Origin of the sequence: Streptomyces sp. NPDC029044 (genome assembly GCF_040637495.1) — a bacterium.
Lineage (GTDB): Bacteria > Actinomycetota > Actinomycetes > Streptomycetales > Streptomycetaceae > Streptomyces.
On sequence record NZ_JBEZWN010000036.1, the window covers coordinates 21713 to 41202 of the forward strand.

The 19490-nt window shown below is 71.6% G+C and carries 16 protein-coding genes; 9 read left to right on the forward strand and 7 right to left on the reverse strand.

What is annotated here, in order from left to right; genetic code table 11:
- Positions 1-98: 98 nt before the first annotated feature.
- Entirely contained in the window at positions 99-794 is a 696-nt protein-coding gene (locus AB0E85_RS25495) for a response regulator transcription factor (protein ID WP_361931394.1), read from the reverse strand.
- Entirely contained in the window at positions 791-2380 is a 1590-nt protein-coding gene (locus tag AB0E85_RS25500; protein WP_361931397.1) for a histidine kinase, read from the reverse strand. The genes AB0E85_RS25495 and AB0E85_RS25500 overlap by 4 nt, the downstream gene beginning before the upstream one ends.
- Positions 2381-2499: 119 nt before the next feature.
- On the opposite strand from AB0E85_RS25500, the gene AB0E85_RS25505 reads away from it, so the two are divergent.
- From AB0E85_RS25505 to cseC, 5 genes are all read left to right on the forward strand, one after another.
- Positions 2500-3441, forward strand: a complete 942-nt coding sequence (locus tag AB0E85_RS25505) for an A/G-specific adenine glycosylase (protein WP_361931400.1) — start codon at positions 2500-2502, stop codon at positions 3439-3441.
- A 284-nt stretch (positions 3442-3725) separates the two neighbouring features.
- A complete protein-coding gene (locus AB0E85_RS25510; RefSeq protein ID WP_030251439.1) occupies positions 3726-4265 on the forward strand; it encodes a SigE family RNA polymerase sigma factor in 540 nt (179 codons plus the stop codon).
- Complete coding sequence (locus tag AB0E85_RS25515) at positions 4253-4906, forward strand: hypothetical protein (protein WP_361931403.1); 654 nt, start codon at positions 4253-4255, stop codon at positions 4904-4906. The genes AB0E85_RS25510 and AB0E85_RS25515 overlap by 13 nt, the downstream gene beginning before the upstream one ends.
- Before the next feature lie 127 nt (positions 4907-5033).
- Entirely contained in the window at positions 5034-5735 is a 702-nt protein-coding gene (gene cseB / locus AB0E85_RS25520; RefSeq protein WP_053673912.1) for a two-component system response regulator CseB, read from the forward strand.
- 14 nt (positions 5736-5749) lie between these two features.
- Positions 5750-7099: a two-component system sensor histidine kinase CseC gene (gene cseC / locus AB0E85_RS25525; protein ID WP_361931406.1), complete on the forward strand. Its 1350-nt coding sequence runs from the start codon at positions 5750-5752 to the stop codon at positions 7097-7099.
- A gap of 348 nt (positions 7100-7447) precedes the next feature.
- Here the strand turns inward: cseC and AB0E85_RS25530 are convergent, their stop codons facing one another.
- The 3 genes from AB0E85_RS25530 to AB0E85_RS25540 all read right to left on the reverse strand — a co-directional run bounded on the left by AB0E85_RS25530 (position 7448) and on the right by AB0E85_RS25540 (position 10131).
- Entirely contained in the window at positions 7448-7894 is a 447-nt protein-coding gene (locus AB0E85_RS25530) for a VOC family protein (RefSeq protein WP_361931409.1), read from the reverse strand.
- Positions 7895-7959: 65 nt separating this feature from the next.
- Positions 7960-8418: a helix-turn-helix transcriptional regulator gene (locus AB0E85_RS25535; RefSeq protein ID WP_361931411.1), complete on the reverse strand. Its 459-nt coding sequence runs from the start codon at positions 8416-8418 to the stop codon at positions 7960-7962.
- A 129-nt stretch (positions 8419-8547) separates the two neighbouring features.
- Entirely contained in the window at positions 8548-10131 is a 1584-nt protein-coding gene (locus AB0E85_RS25540; protein WP_361931414.1) for an MDR family MFS transporter, read from the reverse strand.
- 136 nt (positions 10132-10267) lie between these two features.
- On the opposite strand from AB0E85_RS25540, the gene AB0E85_RS25545 reads away from it, so the two are divergent.
- Positions 10268-10864, forward strand: coding sequence for a helix-turn-helix domain-containing protein (locus AB0E85_RS25545; protein ID WP_361931416.1), 597 nt, complete (start codon positions 10268-10270; stop codon positions 10862-10864).
- Between the two features lie 22 nt (positions 10865-10886).
- Here AB0E85_RS25545 and AB0E85_RS25550 read toward each other — a convergent pair whose 3' ends face one another.
- A complete protein-coding gene (locus tag AB0E85_RS25550) occupies positions 10887-11600 on the reverse strand; it encodes a M23 family metallopeptidase (protein WP_361931419.1) in 714 nt (237 codons plus the stop codon).
- 440 nt (positions 11601-12040) lie between these two features.
- On the opposite strand from AB0E85_RS25550, the gene AB0E85_RS25555 reads away from it, so the two are divergent.
- Complete coding sequence (locus AB0E85_RS25555) at positions 12041-12673, forward strand: HAD family acid phosphatase (RefSeq protein WP_361931422.1); 633 nt, start codon at positions 12041-12043, stop codon at positions 12671-12673.
- 60 nt (positions 12674-12733) lie between these two features.
- Positions 12734-15796: an NACHT domain-containing protein gene (locus tag AB0E85_RS25560; RefSeq protein ID WP_361931424.1), complete on the forward strand. Its 3063-nt coding sequence runs from the start codon at positions 12734-12736 to the stop codon at positions 15794-15796.
- A 65-nt stretch (positions 15797-15861) separates the two neighbouring features.
- Here AB0E85_RS25560 and AB0E85_RS25565 read toward each other — a convergent pair whose 3' ends face one another.
- Positions 15862-18387, reverse strand: a complete 2526-nt coding sequence (locus AB0E85_RS25565) for an ATP-dependent Clp protease ATP-binding subunit (protein ID WP_361931427.1) — start codon at positions 18385-18387, stop codon at positions 15862-15864.
- Positions 18388-18817: 430 nt separating this feature from the next.
- Between AB0E85_RS25565 and AB0E85_RS25570 the strand changes: the two genes are divergently transcribed.
- The gene (locus AB0E85_RS25570; protein ID WP_361931430.1) at positions 18818-19486 is read left to right on the forward strand and encodes an SCO3374 family protein; all 669 of its coding nucleotides are present in this window, start codon (positions 18818-18820) and stop codon (positions 19484-19486) included.
- Positions 19487-19490 lie beyond the last annotated feature (4 nt).

A 19490-nucleotide genomic window follows, 5' to 3' on the forward strand; every position in this document is an offset into this window, starting at 1 on the left:
AGCGCCTGTCCGCGGCTCGCGGGCGCCGTGACGATGTGGCGCCGTGACGATGTGGCGCCGTGACGATGTTGCGCCGTGACGCCGTGACGCCGCGGCGGTCACGACTCAACCAGCCCCGCCTCGTACGCGACGATCGCCGCCTGCACCCGGTTGCGGACGCCCAGCCGGTCCAGGACCGCGCTCACGTACGCCTTCACGGTGCCCTCGACGAGATGCAGGCGGGCGGCGATCTCCGGGTTGGACAGGCCCGCGCCGACCAGGCCGAGCACCTCGCGCTCGCGGGGGCTCAGGGCGGTCACCCGCGCGCGTGCCCGTGCCTCGCGGGTGAGGCGGCCGCCGCCGAGGCCCTCGTCGATGACGTACCGGGCGACCTTGGGCGAGAGGAACGCGGCGCCGGCGGCCACCGCCCTTACCCCCGCGATGAGTTCGTACGGATCCCCGGACTTCAGCAGGAACCCGGTGGCGCCGCCGCCCAGGGCGCGGGTCACATAGGCGCCCTCGGAGAAGGTGGTGAGCATCGCCACGGCCGTGCCGGGCACCGTCCGTACGATCTCCTCCGCCGCCGCGAGACCGTCCAGGCGCGGCATGCGGACGTCCAGCAGGGCCACGTCCGGGCGGTGGGCGCGGCACAGTTCCACCGCCTCGTGTCCGTCGCCCGCCTCGGCGACGACCTCCGTCCCGCCGCCGCTGCCGCTGCCGCTGTCCAGGATGGCGCGCACCCCGGCCCGGACCATCGCCTCGTCGTCGGCCAGCAGCACGCGGATCGGCGCCCTGCTCGTGTCCCCGGTACTCATCGTGCGAACTCCTCGTACTCTTCGCGGCCTTCGCCGGACAGGCCGACGCCGGGGACCACGTCCTTGGCGACCAGCCGTCCGGCGTCGAAGCACAGTCTGAAGTGGGCGACCGAGACGAAGAGTTCGCCGCTCGCGCGGTAGTAGCGGCAGTCGGCTCCCCCGGGCGGGGCCGGGGCCCGCTCCTCCGGCGGGTCGTTCACGTCGCGCTCGGGCAGCACCCGCTCGACCTCGGCGGCCGGGGTGCCGACGCGGAGCTTCGCGTACGCGGCGGGTTCGAGCACCGAGTGCGTCTCGGCGTACGCGTACCAGCCGAAGGCGGCGCCGACGAGCACCACGCCCACGCCGGCCGCGGTGCCGAGGCCGGCGGCGACCCGGCGGCGGGCGTGTGTGAACGGCGCCCGGGCGGGGCGCGCGGGCCTGACCGCGACCGGCCGCCCCGGGACGTACGCCCGGACCCGGAAGCCCTCCCCGTGCGCACCGGCCTCGAACTCGCCGCCGACGGAGGTCACCGCCGCCCGCAGCCCGAGCAGGCCCGTACCGCCTCCGGAGGGCCGGGAACCGTCCTGCGTGGAAGGGCCGTTGGTGACGGTGACGGAGGTCCCCGCGGTCTGTCCCGTGACCGCCACGACCACGGGGGCGCCCGGTGCGTGTCGTGCCGCGTTGGTCAGCGCCTCCCGGACCACGCGGTGCAGCAGCCGCTCGGCGACCTCGCCGGGACCGGCGGAGGGCGGATCGGCGGCCGGGTCCCGCCCGTCCGGCTCCCAGCGCACCGGAAGGCCCGACTCGGCGGCGCGGGCCACGAGTTGCTCCAGGGTCTCGCCGGCCGGGGACAGCGGCACGGGCTCGTCGTCGTCCTCGCGCAGGACGCCGATGATGCGGTGCAGCCGGTCCGTGGCGTCGGCCGCGGCCGCACGCAGGTCGGCCGCCGCCGTCCGGTGCTCGTCGTCGAGGCCGGGGGCGACCTGGAGGGCGCCGGCGCGCAGGGCGATGAGGCTCAGCTCGTGGCCGAGGGAGTCGTGCATGTCCTGAGCGATCCGGGCCCGTTCCCGCAGCCGGGCGCGCTCCTCGGCGAGGGCGGCCTCGTCCTCCAGGCGGGCGGCGCGCAGCCATCCCGCCTCGGCCAGCTCGCGGCTCTGCCGCCAGTAGCGCCCGCCGAGCCACGGGAAGACACAGCCGAAGAGCAGGGTGCCCGTCATGACGAGCCACTCGGGGGCCGGGTCGACGCCGGTGAGCACGATCCGTGCCGTGCCCGCGCAGCCGACGGCCGCGAAGCACAGCACGGCGGGGCGCGCCCGGCCCGCCCGCAGCCCGAGCAGCAGCGCGCACACGCCGAGGGCGGGACCGTAAGAGGCGGTGAACAGGGCCGGGGCGGCGGCCAGGCTCAGGGCGGCCACCAGTACGAAGGCGACCGGCGGCAGCCGCCGGGACACGGCGGCGGCCACGGCCAGTACGGCCACACCGGCCGCCTGCTGCCAGCCGGGGCGCGGCTCGTTCAGCCCGATCCGGTCCGCCGTGAGCGCCGGGACGGCGAAGGCGGCCCACAGGAGGACGCCACGGACGAGCGAGGCCGGGCCGGGAGGTTCCATGCGCCCGACGCTACAAGTGCCCGGCCTGCCCGCACTGCTGTCGATCGTCAGGTACCCACCCCCTTCAGGGGTGGCGGTGTGCCCGATCCGAGGGCTCTGCGTGGCACCATCGATACGCCATGACTGCTCCCACGAAGCCCCCGCAGCCCATCCCCGCCCCCGCCGACGCCCCCTCCGGCCCGCCCCTCGGGGCGGACCTGCACTCCCCCGTCATCGACTGGTTCGGCGAACACGCCCGCGACCTGCCGTGGCGGCGCCCCGAGGCCGGGGCGTGGGGGGTGATGGTCAGTGAGTTCATGCTGCAACAGACGCCGGTGAGCCGCGTCCTGCCCGTCTACGAGCAGTGGCTGGAGCGCTGGCCGCGCCCCGCCGACCTGGCCAAGGAGGCGCCCGGCGAGGCCGTCCGCGCCTGGGGCCGGCTCGGCTACCCGCGCCGCGCGCTGCGGCTGCACGGCGCCGCCGTCGCCATAACGGAACGGCACGGCGGTGACGTACCGGCCGACCACGCCCAGCTGCTGGCGCTGCCCGGCATCGGCGAGTACACGGCCGCCGCCGTCGCCTCCTTCGCCTACGGGCAGCGGCACCCGGTGCTGGACACCAACGTGCGCCGGGTCCTCGCCCGGGCGGTCACCGGCGTGCAGTACCCGCCGAACGCCACCACCGCCGCCGAGCGCAAGCTGGCCCGCGCGCTGCTGCCCGAGGACGAGCCGACCGCCGCCCGCTGGGCCGCCGCCTCCATGGAGCTGGGCGCGCTGGTGTGCACGGCCAAGAGCGAGTCGTGCCACCGCTGCCCGATCGCCGCGCAGTGCGCCTGGCGGCTGGCGGGCAAGCCGGAGCACGACGGCCCGCCGCGCAAGGGCCAGACCTACGCGGGCACCGACCGGCAGGTGCGCGGGCGGCTGCTCGCCGTGCTGCGTGAGGCGCACGGTCCCGTTCCGCAGACCGCTCTGGACCGGGTGTGGCACGAGCCGGTGCAGCGGGCCCGCGCCCTCGACGGTCTCGTCTCCGACGGTCTGGTGGAGCCGATGGCGGGCGGTCTGTACCGGCTGCCGTTGACCTGACGTACAGGCACGTCACAGCCGCGGGCCGCCGCCCGTCACACCATCCCGAGGGGACAAATCACCCCTAAACCGCCTCAACACCCCCACGTCCTTACCCCGTTCGGATTTCCGTTACACAACCGACGGACAGCCGAGTGCTGGCCGCAGGCTGCTTCGGACAGCGCCGTGACAACGCCTCCGTACCTTCAGATGCGTTCCCGGAAGACACGGGACGACGGAAGACCACAGGCAGTGCACGGGCGGCGGGGAGCCGGCCCGAACGGGGAAACGGGAGGCGGTTCACCATGGCGCAGGGCGAGGTGCTCGAGTTCGAGGAGTACGTCCGCACCCGGCAGGACGCGCTGCTGCGCAGTGCCCGCCGCCTGGTCCCGGACCCGACGGATGCGCAGGACCTGTTGCAGACGGCGCTGGTACGGACGTACGGCCGCTGGGAGACCATCGAGGACAAGCGGCTGGCCGACGCCTACCTGCGCCGGGTGATGATCAACACCCGCACGGAGTGGTGGCGGGCGCGGAAGCTGGAGGAGGTCCCGACCGAGCAGCTCCCGGACGCCTCGGTCGACGACGCCACCGAGCAGCACGCGGACCGCGCCCTGCTCATGGACATCCTGAAGGTCCTCGCCCCCAAACAGCGCAGTGTCGTGGTGCTGCGACACTGGGAGCAGATGTCCACGGAGGAGACGGCCGCCGCCCTCGGCATGTCGGCCGGAACGGTCAAGAGCACGCTGCACCGGGCGCTCGCCCGGCTCCGCGAGGAGCTGGAGTCCCGCGATCTGGACGCACGCGCGCTGGAGCGTGAGGAGCGGGAGCGGTGCGCGGCCTGACCGGCGAGGGTTCTGCACGGGCCCGGGGCAGTATCCAGGCGGTGAGCGCGGCACTGGCCGTGCCCACCGCCCTCGCCCTTTTGGTGTCCGGGTGCGGTGCCGGCGGGACCGGCGCCCGGGACGAGGGCCCGGCGCACGCCGACTCGGTGGCGGGCGCCGCCGCCACCCCGTCCGCCGCGCCGTCGAAGTCCCCCGACAACGTGAACGCGGTCGCGCTCATCAAGGACGACCCGAAGGTCGCGCCTGAGGTGAAGCGCGATCTGAAGCCGTGCGTGGCCGACGAGTACCCGGTGGACGTCTCCTACGGCAATCTGACGAAAGGCTCCGCGGACGATGTCGTCGTCAACGTGCTGACCTGCGGTGACGCGGTGGGTGTCGGCAGTTACGTGTACCGCGAGCGGGACGGCTCGTACGAGAATGTGTTCAAGGCCGAGGAGCCGCCGGTCTACGCGGAGATCGACCGCGGGGACCTGGTGGTGACCAAGCAGGTGTACGACAAGGGCGACCCGGTGTCGAGTCCCTCCGGGGAGAACGTGATCACGTACAGATGGACCTCCGGCCACTTCACCGAGAAGTACCGCACGCACAACGACTACGGGAAGGTCGTCGGCGACAGCGCGACGCCGGTGCCCGCGGGCTGACGCGGGCGGAAGGGCCGCGTGAACCGATCGGGCCGCTCGGACCGATCCCTCGGTGAACGCATCGCAGGGACCGTGCGTCCCAACAGGAGAACGCACCCCACGGACCACGAGGACTGAGAGCACCGGGATGGCAGACCAGACCCATGTCCTGTTCGTCGAGGACGACGACGTCATCCGCGAGGCCACGCAGCTCGCCCTGGAACGGGACGGCTTCGTGGTCACCGCCATGCCCGACGGGCTCTCGGGTCTGGAGGCGTTCCGGTCGGACCGCCCCGACATCGCGCTGCTGGACGTCATGGTCCCCGGCCTCGACGGTGTCAGCCTGTGCCGCCGCATCCGCGACGAGTCGACCGTGCCGGTGATCATGCTGTCGGCGCGGGCCGACTCCATCGACGTCGTGCTGGGCCTGGAGGCGGGCGCCGACGACTACGTGACCAAGCCGTTCGACGGTGCCGTCCTGGTCGCCCGGATCCGCGCGGTGCTGCGCCGCTTCGGGCACGCGGGCGGCGGCCGGGGCGAGGAGCCGGCCGCCCCGGCGAGCGGCGGGGTACTGGCCTTCGGGGACCTGGAGGTCGACACCGAGGGCATGGAGGTCCGCCGCGCGGGACAGCCGGTGGCGCTGACGCCGACCGAGATGCGGCTGCTGCTGGAGTTCTCCTCCGCGCCGGGCACGGTGCTCTCCCGCGACAAGCTGCTGGAGCGGGTGTGGGACTACGGCTGGGGCGGGGACACCCGCGTGGTCGACGTGCACGTGCAGCGGCTGCGGCAGAAGATCGGCCAGGACCGGATCGAGACGGTCCGCGGCTTCGGCTACAAGTTGAAGGCCTGAGCAGGGGCAGGGGTATGAGGGGGCACTTCCGGCGCCTGGTCGCCGCGGGCTTGGAGCGTGCGGGCATCCGTACGGGCCTCAGATGGAAGCTGAGCGCGGCCATCGCACTGGTGGGTGCGCTGGTGGCGGTCGCGCTCAGCCTTGTCGTGCACAACGCCGCCCGGGTCTCGATGCTGGACAACGCGCGCGATCTCGCCGACGAGCGGATCATGATCGCCCAGCGCAACTTCGAGCTGTCCGGGCGGATGAACTTCCCCAACACCAAGATCAACGATCCGGAGCTGCCGCAGGCGCTGCGGGAGCGGGTCGAGGCCGGCCAGCGGGCGACGTACGTGGCCGACAGGCCGGGTGACGTGCCCGACATATGGGCCGCCGTGCCGCTGAAGAACGGTCAGGTGATGTCCCTGCACTCGGGCTTCACCGACCGCAGCTCCGACATCCTCCAGGACCTCGACCAGGCCCTGCTCATCGGGTCCATCGCGGTCGTCCTCGGCGGCAGCGCGCTCGGGGTGCTGATCGGCGGGCACCTCTCGCGGCGGCTGCGCAAGGCGGCCATCGCGGCGGGCCAGCTCGCGGGCGGCGAGACGGACGTGCGGGTGCGGGACGCCATGGGCGGGATCGTGCGGGACGAGACGGACGACCTGGCGAGCGCGGTGGACGCCATGGCGGACGCGCTGCGCCAGCGCATCGAGGCCGAGCGGCGGGTGACCGCCGACATCGCGCACGAGCTGCGCACGCCGGTGACCGGGCTGCTCACCGCGGCGGAACTGCTGCCCCCCGGACGCCCGACCGAGCTGGTGCTGGACCGGGCCAAGGCCATGCGCACGCTGGTCGAGGACGTGCTGGAGGTGGCCCGTCTCGACGGGGCCTCCGAGCGGGCGGAGCTCCAGGACATCATGCTGGGCGAGTTCGTCGCCCGGCGGGTGGCGGCCAAGGACCCGGCCATCGAGGTGCGCATCGTGCACGAGTCGGAGGTCACCACCGACCCGCGCCGCCTGGAGCGCGTCCTGTTCAATCTCCTCGCCAACGCGGCCCGGCACGGCAAGCCGCCCGTCGAGGTCAGCGTCGAGGGCCGGGTCATCCGGGTGCGCGACCACGGCCCGGGCTTCCCCGAGGACCTGCTCGCCGAGGGGCCGAGCCGCTTCCGCACCGGCAGCAGGGACCGGGCCGGTCACGGACACGGACTGGGCCTGACCATCGCGGCCGGTCAGGCCCGGGTGCTGGGCGCCCGGCTGACCTTCCGCAACGTCCGCACCCCCGGGACACCGGAGCACTTGCCGGCCGAGGGCGCGGTCGCCGTGCTGTGGCTGCCGGAGCACGCGCCGACGAACACGGGGAGCTACCCGGTGCTGCCGGGGTCGTAGGGCCGGCAAACCGCGGGTCAGCGGGTCCCTGCCAGGGTCGTAGGGCCGACGCCCCCTGGTCAGCGGATCCCTGCCCGGGTCGTAGAGCCGGCGCCCCCGGGGCGGGGTCCCTCCCGGGTCGTAGAGCCGGAGAACCCTGGTCGGCGGGCCCCTGCCCGGGTCGTAGAGCCGGCGCCTCGGGGCAGCGGGCTTCTGCCCGGGTCGTTGAACCGACGCCCCTGGGTCAGCAGGCATCTGCCCGGGTCGTTGAACCGACGCCCCTGGGTCAGCAGGCTTCCGCCCGGGTCGTAGAGCCGGCGCCCCGGGGCAGCAGGCATCTGCCAGGGTCGTAGAGCCGGAGAACCCTGGTCAGCAGGTCCAGTCCTGGGCCATGTCGAGGCCGCCCTCGCGGGGCTGGGTGAAGGAGAACCAGTTGCCCGAGTCGTCGCGGAACAGCGCCTCCGTGCCGTACGGACGCTCCTGCGGCTCCTGGAGGAACTCCACGCCCCGCTCCTTGAGCTTCTTGTAGTCGCCGTGGATGTCGTCGGTGGTCAGCACACCCGCGCCGAGCGCCCCCTTGGTCACCAGCTTCCTGACCATCTCGGCGGACTCGGGGTCCATGGCGGGTCCGCCCGGCACCATGAGCGTCAGCTCGACCTCCGGCTGGTTCGGGGAGCCGACCGTGAGCCAGCGCATGCCGCCCTCACCCATGGTCATGTCCGTACGGACCTCAAGGCCCAGCTTCTCCGTGTAGAACTCCTTCGCCCGGTCCTGGTCGAGGACCCAGACGGTCGAGATGGCGAGACCCTTGATCATGGCGTGCTCCTGCTCTGGCTCTGCGTCCGGTTGTGTCTGCCCTGCCACGGTAGGCAGCGGGGGTGTCAGCCCGCTTCTCCGGAATTGCGCTGCTTCGCCTCTCCGGAAGGGTTCTGCTCGCCGGCGCCGGGCGCGGAGCGGAAGCCGCCGGCCCAGAGCATGGCGTAGCAGCCGGGTATGAGGGCGGCGCCCCGGCCCACGTGCTTCGTCCGGTACTCGCTAGGCGTCAGGCCGGTCCAGGCCTTGAAGCGGGCCGAGAAGGTGCCGACGCTGCTGAAGCCGACCAGGTGGCAGATCTCCGTCACCGACAGGTTCGCCGTGCGCAGCAGGTCCTCGGCGCGTTCTATGCGGCGGTGGGTGAGGTACTGGCCGGGGGTCTCGCCGTACTCCTCCTTGAAGGCGCGGATGAAGTGGTAGCGCGAGTACCCGGCGTGCGCGGCCACGGTGTCCAGGTCGAGCCCGGGGTCGGCCCAGTCCCGGTCCATGGCGTCCTTGGCGAGCCGGATCCGGCGCGTCTTGTCCATGCGACCGATGGTGGCACGGGGGTCCGACAACGGCCGCGGCCCACGGCCCCGCCCGGGCGCGACGGGCGGTGCGGCCGGGCATGCCGAAGGCCCCCGGGCGGACACTCCCGGGGGCCTCGTACGGTGCGGTCAGACGGCCTCGACCATGGGCGGCTGCGCCGCCGGGGTGTCCGGCTTGCCGTCCTCCTTGGGTCCCGCTCCCTTCAGCGGCACCTCCTTGACGAACACGGCTGCCACGAGGGCGACCACCGCCACCACGGCCCCGAGCAAGAACGCCGAGTGCGTGCCGGCGGACACCGCGTGCTGGTACGCCTCCCGGGCCAGCACCGGCAGTTTCTCCAGGCTCTTCGCGTCGAGCTGCGCCGACTGCTCGGTCACCTTGGAGCCCAGCGCCCCGGCCCGCTCGCTCATGACGTCCTGAACGCGGTTGTTGAACAGCGCGCCCATGATCGCGACGCCGAAGGAGGAGCCGAGCGTACGGAACAGGGTGGTCGACGAGGACGCGACGCCCATGTCCTTCATCTCCACGCTGTTCTGCGCGACCAGCATGGTGATCTGCATCAGGCAGCCCATGCCGAGTCCGACCACGGCCATGAAGACCCCGGACGTCAGACGGGAGGTCCCGGTGTCCATCGTGGAGAGCAGATACAGCCCGACGATCATCAGCGCGCTGCCGACGACCGGGAAGACCTTGTACCTGCCGGTGTTCGTGGTCACCCGCCCGGCGACCATCGAGGTCACCAGCATCGCGCCGAGCATCGGCAGGAGCAGCAGCCCGGAGTTGGTCGCGGAGGCGCCCTGCACGGACTGCTGGTACAGCGGCAGGAAGAGCGTGGCGCCGAACATCACGAAGCCGGTGATGAAACCGATGACCGACATCAGCGTGAAGTTCAGGCTGCGGAAGATGTGCAGCGGCACCACCGGCTCGGCGGCCCTGGTCTGCCAGAACACGAACCCGACCAGCGCGGCCACCCCGATGCCGATCAGCTCCATGATCCGTGCGGAGCTCCAGGCGTACTCCGTGCCGCCCCACGTCGTCACCAGCACGATCGCGGTGATGCCGACGGTCAGCAGCGCGGCGCCCAGGTAGTCGATCCGCGCCTTGGAGCGCTTCTTCGGCAGGTGCAGCACCGCGCTGACGGCGACCAGCGCGACCGCGCCGAGCGGCAGGTTGATGTAGAAGGCCCAGCGCCAGCCCCAGTTGTCGGTGATGGTGCCGCCGACCAGCGGACCGCCGATCATCGCCAGCGCCATGACGCCGGCCATCATGCCCTGGTACTTGCCGCGCTCCCGGGGCGGGATCAGGTCGCCGATGATCGCCATGACGCCGACCATCAGACCGCCGGCACCGAGGCCCTGCACGGCACGGAAGCCGATCAGTTCGCCCATGTTCTGGGCCATGCCGCTGAGCGCGGAGCCGATCAGGAAGAGGACGATGGACGACAGGAACGTGCCCTTGCGGCCGTACATGTCGCCGAGCTTGCCCCACAGCGGGGTGGAGGCCGCGGTCGCGAGCGTGTAGGCGGTGACGACCCAGGAGAGGTGTTCGAGCCCGCCCAGCTCACCGACGATCGTCGGCATCGCCGTACCGATGATCATGTTGTCGAGCATCGCGAGCATCATGGCGATCATCAGCGCGAGCAGCACCACCCGCACGCTCTTGGGCTGTTTCTCCCCGGCGTCTGCCGCCGGTGTGTCCGTCGTGTCCGTCATCGCTTCCCACTCCCCCAGCTACCGCTACTCACCACTGCTACTTACTTGCCGACCGGCTAGTGATTACACTCGGAAGCTAGACCTGGAACTAGCCGGTCGTCAAGTAAGTTTTATGGAAAGCGGGGGGCGTAGGAGGATGGGCGGCACCATGGACGGCACCAGGCAGCGGCGCCGCGGGGACACCCGCCGGCGCATCCAGGACGTGGCCCTCGAACTCTTCGCGGAGCAGGGCTACGAGAAGACCTCCCTGCGCGAGATCGCCGAGCGCCTGGAGGTCACCAAGGCGGCGCTCTACTACCACTTCAAGACGAAGGAAGAGATCCTCGTCAGCATCTTCGAGGACCTCACCCAGCCGATCGAGGACCTGATCGAGTGGGGCAGGCAGCAGCCGCACACGCTGGAGACCAAGCAGGAGATCATCCGCCGCTACGCCGACACGCTCGCCCAGGCGGCACCGCTGTTCCGCTTCATGCACGACAACCAGGCGTCGGTACGGGACCTGCGGATCGGCGAATCCTTCAAGGCGCGCGTGCACAGCCTGCGCGACATCATCGTCGACCCGGACGCGGACCTGGTCGACCAGGTCCGCTGCGCGAGCGCGATCTTCACGCTGCACGCCGGGATGTTCCTGCTCCAGGACGTGGGAGACGACCCCGAGGAACGGCACAAGGCCGTCCTCGAGGTCGCCACGGACCTGGTGACCCAGGCCCACCGGGCAGCCAGGGGCTCCTAGGGCCTGGCGGCGCGGGGCCGGGTCAGACCTTCACGCCCTTGGCGCGCAGGAACTTCACCGGGTCGACCGCCGAGCCGTAGTTCGGGGTCGTACGGATCTCGAAGTGCAGGTGCGGGCCGCTGGAGTTGCCGGTGTTGCCGGACTTGGCGATCTCCTGGCCGGTCTTGACGATCTGGCCGACCCGCACGGTGACCTTCGACAGGTGGGCGTACTGGGAGTACGTGCCGTTGCCGTGCTTGATCACGACGGCGTTGCCGTACGCGGGGCCGTCACCGGCGCCGTTGCCGCCGGCCTTGACCACGGTGCCGCCGTGGGTGGCGACGACCTGGGTGCCGCTCGGCACGGCGAAGTCCTGACCGCTGTGGGTGGACTGCCACATGCCGCCGTTCTGGGCGAAGGACGCGGAGAGCTTGTACTTCTTCACCGGGTCGACCCAGGAGGGGGCGGCCTTCTTGGCGGCCGCCTTCTCGGCGGCCGCCTTCTTCGCGGCGGCCTTCTTCGCGGCGGCGGCCTTGGCGGCCTTCTCAGCCTTCACGGCCTCGGCCTTGGCGGCCTTGGCCTGGGCGGCGGCCTGCGCCTGGACGGCACTGGCGGCACCGGACGCGGCCGTGGTGTCGGCGGCGGACGCGACCCCGGCTCCCAGTGCGACCGAGACACCAAGGCCGGCGGCCAGCACGGTCGCACGGGTGCGGAGCTGGGACGTACGGGAAGAACGGGACGTGACGCGCTGGGACATCGAAACCTCGTATGGAAGGGGACGGAGAAAACCACCCGGCGCACAGTCGCTCGCCGTGTGGCCATCCCTTGGTAACCCGAGGCCCGACAAACGCCCAAAAGCGTGATCTACGACGCTCTTTAGTAATTTGGTTCAGTGTTCTACGTCTCTTGACACAGCAGTCATTCGGGACGAATCAGGGCACTGGCCCGCACTTCCGCCCTCGCGTCGGGGCAAGAATCCCTTTTCTCCCGTTCCGTTATCCACTATTCCAGCTAGTAACGGACATATCGCCTGTGCCGCATGTCACCGGGGGCGCTCTTCGGCCATTCCTGAAATGTGGCGCACGCCTCTAGGCGCCTACCGTCCGGTAACCCTACGGTTCCCCTCGCGCCACCCTCGCGCACGAACATGCACACGACATGTTGGCAGCGTCACGGACGTGAGAGGACCCCCACGACATGCAGACCCGACGCCCCTGGTTGCGCCGCGCATCAGTGACCGCCGTCTCGGCCGCAGCCCTCCTGGCGATGGCCGCACCGGCCGACGCCACCACCGCCACCCGGGCCTCCACGGCCGCCACCACCGCCGCAGCCGCGGACGTCGACTACGGCACCTGGCAGAAGGACTGCCAGGCCGTGATGGACCAGGCGCTGCCCTATCTGAAACAGCGGATCGCGGCCGCGAAGCCGGGCGAGAAGCAGGCGATCGTCCTCGACATCGACAACACCGCGCTGGAGACGGACTTCGGCTTCAGCTACCCGCAACCGGCCAACAAGCCGGTCCTCGCGGCCGCCAGATACGCGCAGGAACGCGGCGTCGCCCTCTTCTTCGTGACCGCCCGGCCGGACATCATCGCCTCGTTCACCGAGTACAACCTGGAGCAGACGGGCTACCAGGTCGCGGGGCTCCACGTCCGCAACTTCATCGACCTCTTCAGGAACGTCGCCGAGTACAAGACGGCCCAGCGCGTCGCCATCGAACGCAAGGGCTACACGATCATCGCGAACATCGGCAACAGCAGCACCGACCTGTCGGGCGGCCACGCCGAGAAGACGTACAAACTGCCGGACTACGACGGACAGCTGTCCTGACCCGCCTGGTCAACTGCTAGTAGTCTCACCCCCGTTCACGCGATCACGGGGGTGAGGCGGTTGGATCCGACGGTACTCGGCGGCAAGCTGGCGTCCGCACTGGTGACTCCGCTGCTGAAGAAGCTCTTCCGCCCGGACGGACCGGGAGCGGGCCTGGTCGACCAGCCCGTACGCCTGTCCGCTCTCGTGTCCTTCCGGGGCGAGAAACGCACCCTGGACGAGCGGGACGTCCACAAGCTCGCCGGGCAGCTCGTGGCGCAGGCGGTGGACTCCCCCGGCGAGCCGCCCTTCCCGGCCGACGAGCGGATCGCGGTCACCGACACCCTGGCCCGCAGGCTGCTCGCCCTCGGCGACCTCGACATGGACGACGTCCAAGCGGTCCGTCTGGGCCACCGCGAGCTGGCCAAGAAGCTGCACTACGCCGCCCCGGCACCCGACGGGCTGGGCGCGGACTCCTGCCACTTCCTCGACCACGCGACCGAGTGGGCGTGCCTGAACATCCTGGAGTTCTTCACCCGCCGCTCCACCTTCGTCGCCCGCTCCCTCGTCGAACAGACCCGCGGCCAGGCCGAACTGATCGCCAAGGTCGACGAGCTGCTCACCCGCACACCCCGCCCGTTCGCCCGCGACGCCGCCTTCGAACGCCGCTACCTGCCGTACGTCGCCGAGCGCCACAACCACATCACCATCTACGGCATCGACCTGCGGGACTCCCCGGACCGCTGGCCCCTGGCCGTCGCCTACCTGAGCCTGGAGGCGACGAGCGGCGAGCAGACCGGCGTGTCCGACGCGCCGCCGGGCGAGCACACGGGTACCGCCACCGCCGCCGCCCGGCTACCCGCCGAGGAGGCCCTCAGCAGCCACGACCGGGTCATGCTGCGCGGCGACGCCGGCTCCGGCAAGACCACGCTCGTGCAGTGGCTGGCGGTGACCGCCGCCCGGGACGCGACCCGCGTCCCGTTCGTCCTCCCCCTGCGCACCCTGGTCCGCTCGGGCGCGCTCCCCGCCCCCGCGGCCTTCCTCACGGCGGTGGGCTGCCCCCTCACCCCGCCGGAAGGCTGGGCGGACCGCGTGCTGGCCGCCGGGCGCGGGCTGGTCCTGGTCGACGGCCTGGACGAGATTCCCGCCGCCGACCGGCACCGCACCCGCGACTGGCTGCTCGCCCTGATCCACGCCTTCCCCGGCAACCACTGGCTGCTGACCTCACGCCCCACCGCCGTACGCCCGGACTGGCTGGCCGCCGAGGGATTCAGGGAACTGACCCTCACCCCGATGCGCCGCGCCGACGTGGCGACGTTCGTGCACCGCTGGCACGCGGCCGCGCAGGCGCCCGAGTACGAGACACAGCTCCTGGACTCCCTGCGCACCAAACGGGACCTGGCCCGCCTCGCCACCAACCCCCTGATGTGCGGTCTGATCTGTGCCCTCCACCGGGAGCGGCGGGGCTACCTGCCCACCGGCCGCAAGGAGCTGTACGACGCCGCCCTCGCGATGCTCCTCGCCCGCCGTGACCGGGAACGGGGCATGGGCGCGGTGGACGGCGTCGAGCTGGGCGAGGAGGCCCAGCTGGAGGTGCTCCAGCGCCTCGCCTACGCGCTGGTGCTGAGCGGCAACACGGAGATGGACCTGGAGACGGCCGAGGGCATCGTGGCCCGCTGTCTGCCGGTCGTCGCGCCGGGGTCGGGCCGGGGTGACGCCGAGGCGGTGCTGCGCACCCTCCTGCTCCGCAGCGGCCTGCTGCGCCGGCCCGGCGAGGGCGTCGTCGACTTCGTCCACCGCACCTTCCAGGACTACCTGGGCGCCCGGTACGCCGTCGAGGAGGGCCACCTGGACGTCCTCGCCGGGCACGCGGGCGACAGCCTCTGGGAGGACGTGATCCGCATGGCGGTCGCGCACGCCCGCCCCCGGGAACGAGCGACCTTGCTGCGCCGGCTGCTGGCCGAGGGCACCCCGCGGCTGACCCTCCTCGCCCTGGCCTGCCTCGAACACGCCGCGGCCCTGGATCCCGGGGTGCGGGCGGAGGTGGAGGAACGGGCCGGGGCACTCGTCCCGCCGCGCACGACGGAGGAGGCCAAGGCCCTCGCGGAGGCGGGCCCGCTGGTCCTGGAGCTGCTGCCCGGGCCGGAGGGACTGACCGCCGGGGAGGCCCACGGCGTCGCCGTCACCGCCTCACTGCTCGGGGCGGAGGAGGACGGGGGCGCCCTGGCGGTGCTGCGCCGCTTCCGCGACCATCCGGATCTCGACGTGCGGCGCCAGCTGGCCGGCACCTGGAGCCGCTTCGACACGCGCGAGTACGCGATCGAGGTGCTCGACCACCTGGAGCGGGACGGTCTCTCCCTGGTCTGCGAGTCGGCCGAGCAGAGGGCGGCGCTCCGCTTGATGCGCCCCTGGCACAGGCTGCGGTTCGACGGCCCGCTCACCGCGGCCGCGCTCATCGGCTGCGTACCCGACCCCTCCGAGGTCCGCCTGCTGCACCTGCGGAACAATCCGGGCCTCGGGCATCTGGGAGAGCTCCGGGCGTTCCGGTCCCTGACCTCCCTGTGGCTCCAGCACTGCCCGGACGCCGTGGGCCTGTCGAGCCTGGCGGACCTGCCGCTCACCGACCTGTCGGTCTTCGACCGCGGGGCCGACCTCACCGGGCTGGGATCGCTGACGCTGCTCACACGGCTCTCCATCGCCCAGAGCCTTCCGGGGGACGTCCTCACCGACGTGCTCCCCGTCGGGGCGCCCCTGCTGAGTCTCTTCCTGGGGATGGGGTCCATCCGCTCGACGGGGCTGCGCGGCCTCACCCGGTGGCCCACGCTCCAGTCCCTCGCGTTCGGCGTGTCCGGCGCGCAGTACCTCGGTGCCGAGGACTGGTCCGAGGTGGCCGGCCTCCCGGCGCTCACCACGCTGTCGCTCTACGGGCAGCCCGAGGCGTACGCGCACGAGGCCATGCCGGAACTGCCCGGTATCCGGGACCTCCAGTTCCTCGCGAATCCGCCGCCCCCGGAAGCGCTGCGGGTCCTCGCCTCCCGCCTGCCCGGCCTTCGCACCGTGGGCGTCGCCACCCCGGTCGACCGCGCGGAGTCCCTCGACCCCTACGCCGAGCTCTTCCCCGCCGCCGAGGTCTTCCGCATCTGACCCCGGGCAGCGAAAAGGGGCCGGTGCCCCGGAAGGCACCGGCCCCTTTCACTCGGCCGTGACGCTTACGCGTCCTTGCTCAGGTTCGGACCCGTGCCACCGGCCGCCTGCTCGATCGGCGGGACGTCCGGGAGGGCCGCCTTCTCCTCACCGCGGAAGGTGAAGGTCTTGGTCTCGCCCTCGCCCTCCGTGTCGACGACCACGATGTGACCGGGGCGCAGCTCGCCGAAGAGGATCTTCTCCGACAGCGAGTCCTCGATCTCGCGCTGGATGGTGCGACGCAGCGGACGCGCGCCCAGCACGGGGTCGTAGCCCTTCTTGGAGAGCAGCTCCTTGGCGGACTGGGAGAGCTCGATGCCCATGTCCCGGTCCTTCAGGCGCTCGTCCACCTTGCCGATCATCAGGTCGACGATCTTGAGGATGTCGTCCTGGCTGAGCTGCGGGAAGACGACCACGTCGTCGACGCGGTTGAGGAACTCGGGCCGGAAGTGCTGCTTGAGCTCGTCCGAGACCTTGTTCTTCATGCGCTCGTAGTTGGACTTCGTGTCGCCCTGGGCGGCGAAGCCCAGGTTGAAGCCCTTGGAGATGTCCCGGGTGCCGAGGTTGGTCGTCATGATGATGACCGTGTTCTTGAAGTCCACGACCCGGCCCTGGGAGTCGGTCAGGCGACCGTCCTCCAGGATCTGGAGCAGCGAGTTGAAGATGTCCGGGTGGGCCTTCTCGACCTCGTCGAACAGGACGACCGAGAACGGCTTGCGGCGGACCTTCTCCGTCAGCTGGCCGCCCTCTTCGTAGCCCACGTAGCCGGGGGGCGAACCGAAGAGGCGCGAGACCGTGTGCTTCTCGCTGAACTCCGACATGTCGAGGGAGATCAGCGCGTCCTCGTCGCCGAAGAGGAACTCGGCGAGCGCCTTGGACAGCTCGGTCTTACCGACACCGGACGGGCCGGCGAAGATGAACGAGCCTCCGGGGCGCTTCGGGTCCTTCAGACCGGCACGCGTACGGCGGATCGCCTTCGACAGCGCCTTGACGGCGTCGTTCTGGCCGATGACCCGCTTGTGGAGCTCGTCCTCCATGCGCAGCAGACGCGAGGACTCCTCCTCGGTCAGCTTGAAGACCGGGATGCCGGTGGCGGTGGCGAGGACCTCGGCGATCAGCTCGCCGTCGACCTCGGCGACGACGTCCATGTCGCCGGCCTTCCACTCCTTCTCCCGCTTGGCCTTGGCGGCCAGGAGCTGCTTCTCCTTGTCGCGCAGGGAGGCGGCCTTCTCGAAGTCCTGCGAGTCGATCGCGGACTCCTTGTCGCGGCGGACACCGGCGATCTTCTCGTCGAACTCGCGCAGGTCCGGCGGCGCGGTCATCCGGCGGATGCGCATCCGGGACCCGGCCTCGTCGATCAGGTCGATCGCCTTGTCCGGCAGGAAGCGGTCCGAGATGTACCGGTCGGCCAGGGTGGCGGCCTGGACCAGCGCCTCGTCGGTGATCGAGACGCGGTGGTGCGCCTCGTACCGGTCACGGAGACCCTTGAGGATCTCGATCGTGTGCGGCAGGGACGGCTCCGCGACCTGGATGGGCTGGAAGCGGCGCTCCAGGGCCGCGTCCTTCTCCAGGTGCTTGCGGTACTCGTCCAGCGTGGTCGCACCGATGGTCTGGAGCTCACCTCGGGCCAGCATCGGCTTGAGGATGCTCGCGGCGTCGATGGCGCCCTCGGCGGCACCCGCACCGACCAGCGTGTGCAGCTCGTCGATGAACAGGATGATGTCGCCGCGGGTGCGGATCTCCTTGAGGACCTTCTTCAGGCGCTCCTCGAAGTCACCGCGGTAGCGGGAGCCGGCGACCAGCGCGCCGAGGTCCAGGGTGTAGAGGTGCTTGTCCTTGAGGGTCTCGGGCACCTCGCCCTTGACGATGGCCTGGGCGAGGCCCTCGACGACGGCGGTCTTGCCGACGCCGGGCTCACCGATCAGCACCGGGTTGTTCTTCGTACGGCGGGACAGCACCTGCATGACCCGCTCGATCTCCTTCTCGCGCCCGATGACCGGGTCGAGCTTGGACTCACGAGCGGCCTGGGTGAGGTTCCGGCCGAACTGGTCGAGGACCAGGGACGTGGAGGGGGTGCCCTCGGCAGGACCGCCGGCGGCGGCGGTCTCCTTGCCCTGGTAACCGGAGAGCAGCTGGATCACCTGCTGCCGCACGCGGTTCAGATCTGCGCCCAGCTTGACGAGGACCTGGGCGGCGACGCCCTCGCCCTCGCGGATCAGGCCGAGCAGGATGTGCTCCGTGCCGATGTAGTTGTGGCCCAGCTGAAGGGCCTCGCGGAGCGACAGCTCCAGGACCTTCTTGGCACGGGGGGTGAAGGGGATGTGGCCGGACGGGGCCTGCTGGCCCTGGCCGATGATCTCCTCCACCTGCTGGCGGACCGCCTCGAGCGAAATCCCGAGGCTCTCAAGGGCCTTGGCGGCGACACCTTCACCCTCGTGGATCAGGCCCAGGAGGATGTGCTCAGTGCCGATGTAGTTGTGGTTGAGCATCCGGGCTTCTTCCTGAGCCAGGACGACAACCCGCCGCGCGCGGTCGGTGAACCTCTCGAACATCGTTAATCGCTCCTCAGAGCGGTCAGGCAGTGGGGGGAACTTCCCCTCCCTGTCCTTCCGCAGCTTAGTCCCGCAAGCGGGGACCGCTCATTCCAACTGCCGACACCGTCCTTGGCCTCCTGACCCCGAACGCCGACATCTGCTCCAACCCGATGGTGCGAGACGATGTTCCCGCAGGCCAGGCAGATACCCCACTCGCCAGTACGCCGATGGCGAACGTGAGACGGCCTTTCCTGCGTGTCGCCCCCTCCCACTAGGGATGTCTTACCCGTGGGGACCGGAAGTCCATGCCGAGCGGCCCCGTTCCCTCCGCTACGGGCGAACAACCTTGCGCCTGTCCGCACCCCCCGCACGCCCCCGTTTCGCCACGCTGCGCACTCATGGCGCCACCCAGCGTAACTCGCACGGCCTTCCGGCTGTTGCACTTGGCATGTTCGGCGCCCCGCACCCCGTGATCGCGTCCGCATCCCGGTGCCTTCCGCTCCCTCGCCGGCCGCTCGACGCGGCCGGCGTGAGCGGTCAGGTCCGGCGCTGGTACGAGAACGAACTGGGGTGGCCGACGGTGCCCGGCGATCCGCTGCGGCTGGCGGTGGGGGTGCGCTACGACGTCCTGGACGTCCCGGCGGAGGCGGGGTACGCGGCCCTGCGGCGCCTGGCGCCGGGCTCTCCCGTCGCCCTGCACGGCGACCGGATGCTGTTCCTGGTGGCCACGGGCAGCGCGGAGGAGCTTCCCGGGCTGCTGGAGTGGCTGGACTGGGGGGCCCTGCCGCTGGATCTCGGGGCGATCGGGGCGGGCGGCCTCATGGCGGCGCCGTCACTCCCGGGGCCTCGCGAGGAAGGGGGCGCACCGCTCAGGGGCGCGTCACTGCCGCCCGGCCGTCCGGGCCCGGCCGGTTCCCAGGGGGCCGCCGTGTGGCTGCGGCCCCCCGAGCCGGGATGCGAGGTCGAGGCCTCGCTGCCGACACTGTCGGCGCTGGGGGGCGGTGGGAACGCCCCCGGTCTCGTGCGGCTGGTGAACACGGTGGCCACCCAGTGCCACCGGGTCCGGCTCGGGCGCGCGGGCGCCCAGCCACCGGCCTTGCGTGCGCAGGGTCGGTAGTGCC

What these genes read in the sequence shown, in the direction of transcription:
- AB0E85_RS25505 (WP_361931400.1), top strand. Translation starts at nt 2,500, where the DNA reads ATGACTGCTCCCACGAAGCCCCCGCAGCCCATCCCCGCCCCCGCCGAC.
- AB0E85_RS25535 (WP_361931411.1), bottom strand. Translation starts at nt 8,418, where the DNA reads ATGGACAAGACGCGCCGGATCCGGCTCGCCAAGGACGCCATGGACCGG.
- AB0E85_RS25510 (WP_030251439.1), top strand. Translation starts at nt 3,726, where the DNA reads ATGGCGCAGGGCGAGGTGCTCGAGTTCGAGGAGTACGTCCGCACCCGG.
- cseB (WP_053673912.1), top strand. Translation starts at nt 5,034, where the DNA reads ATGGCAGACCAGACCCATGTCCTGTTCGTCGAGGACGACGACGTCATC.
- AB0E85_RS25570 (WP_361931430.1), top strand. Translation starts at nt 18,818, where the DNA reads ATGTTCGGCGCCCCGCACCCCGTGATCGCGTCCGCATCCCGGTGCCTT.
- AB0E85_RS25530 (WP_361931409.1), bottom strand. Translation starts at nt 7,894, where the DNA reads ATGATCAAGGGTCTCGCCATCTCGACCGTCTGGGTCCTCGACCAGGAC.
- AB0E85_RS25495 (WP_361931394.1), bottom strand. Translation starts at nt 794, where the DNA reads ATGAGTACCGGGGACACGAGCAGGGCGCCGATCCGCGTGCTGCTGGCC.
- AB0E85_RS25545 (WP_361931416.1), top strand. Translation starts at nt 10,268, where the DNA reads ATGGGCGGCACCATGGACGGCACCAGGCAGCGGCGCCGCGGGGACACC.
- cseC (WP_361931406.1), top strand. Translation starts at nt 5,750, where the DNA reads ATGAGGGGGCACTTCCGGCGCCTGGTCGCCGCGGGCTTGGAGCGTGCG.
- AB0E85_RS25550 (WP_361931419.1), bottom strand. Translation starts at nt 11,600, where the DNA reads ATGTCCCAGCGCGTCACGTCCCGTTCTTCCCGTACGTCCCAGCTCCGC.
- AB0E85_RS25540 (WP_361931414.1), bottom strand. Translation starts at nt 10,131, where the DNA reads ATGACGGACACGACGGACACACCGGCGGCAGACGCCGGGGAGAAACAG.
- AB0E85_RS25555 (WP_361931422.1), top strand. Translation starts at nt 12,041, where the DNA reads ATGCAGACCCGACGCCCCTGGTTGCGCCGCGCATCAGTGACCGCCGTC.
- AB0E85_RS25565 (WP_361931427.1), bottom strand. Translation starts at nt 18,387, where the DNA reads ATGTTCGAGAGGTTCACCGACCGCGCGCGGCGGGTTGTCGTCCTGGCT.
- AB0E85_RS25500 (WP_361931397.1), bottom strand. Translation starts at nt 2,380, where the DNA reads ATGGAACCTCCCGGCCCGGCCTCGCTCGTCCGTGGCGTCCTCCTGTGG.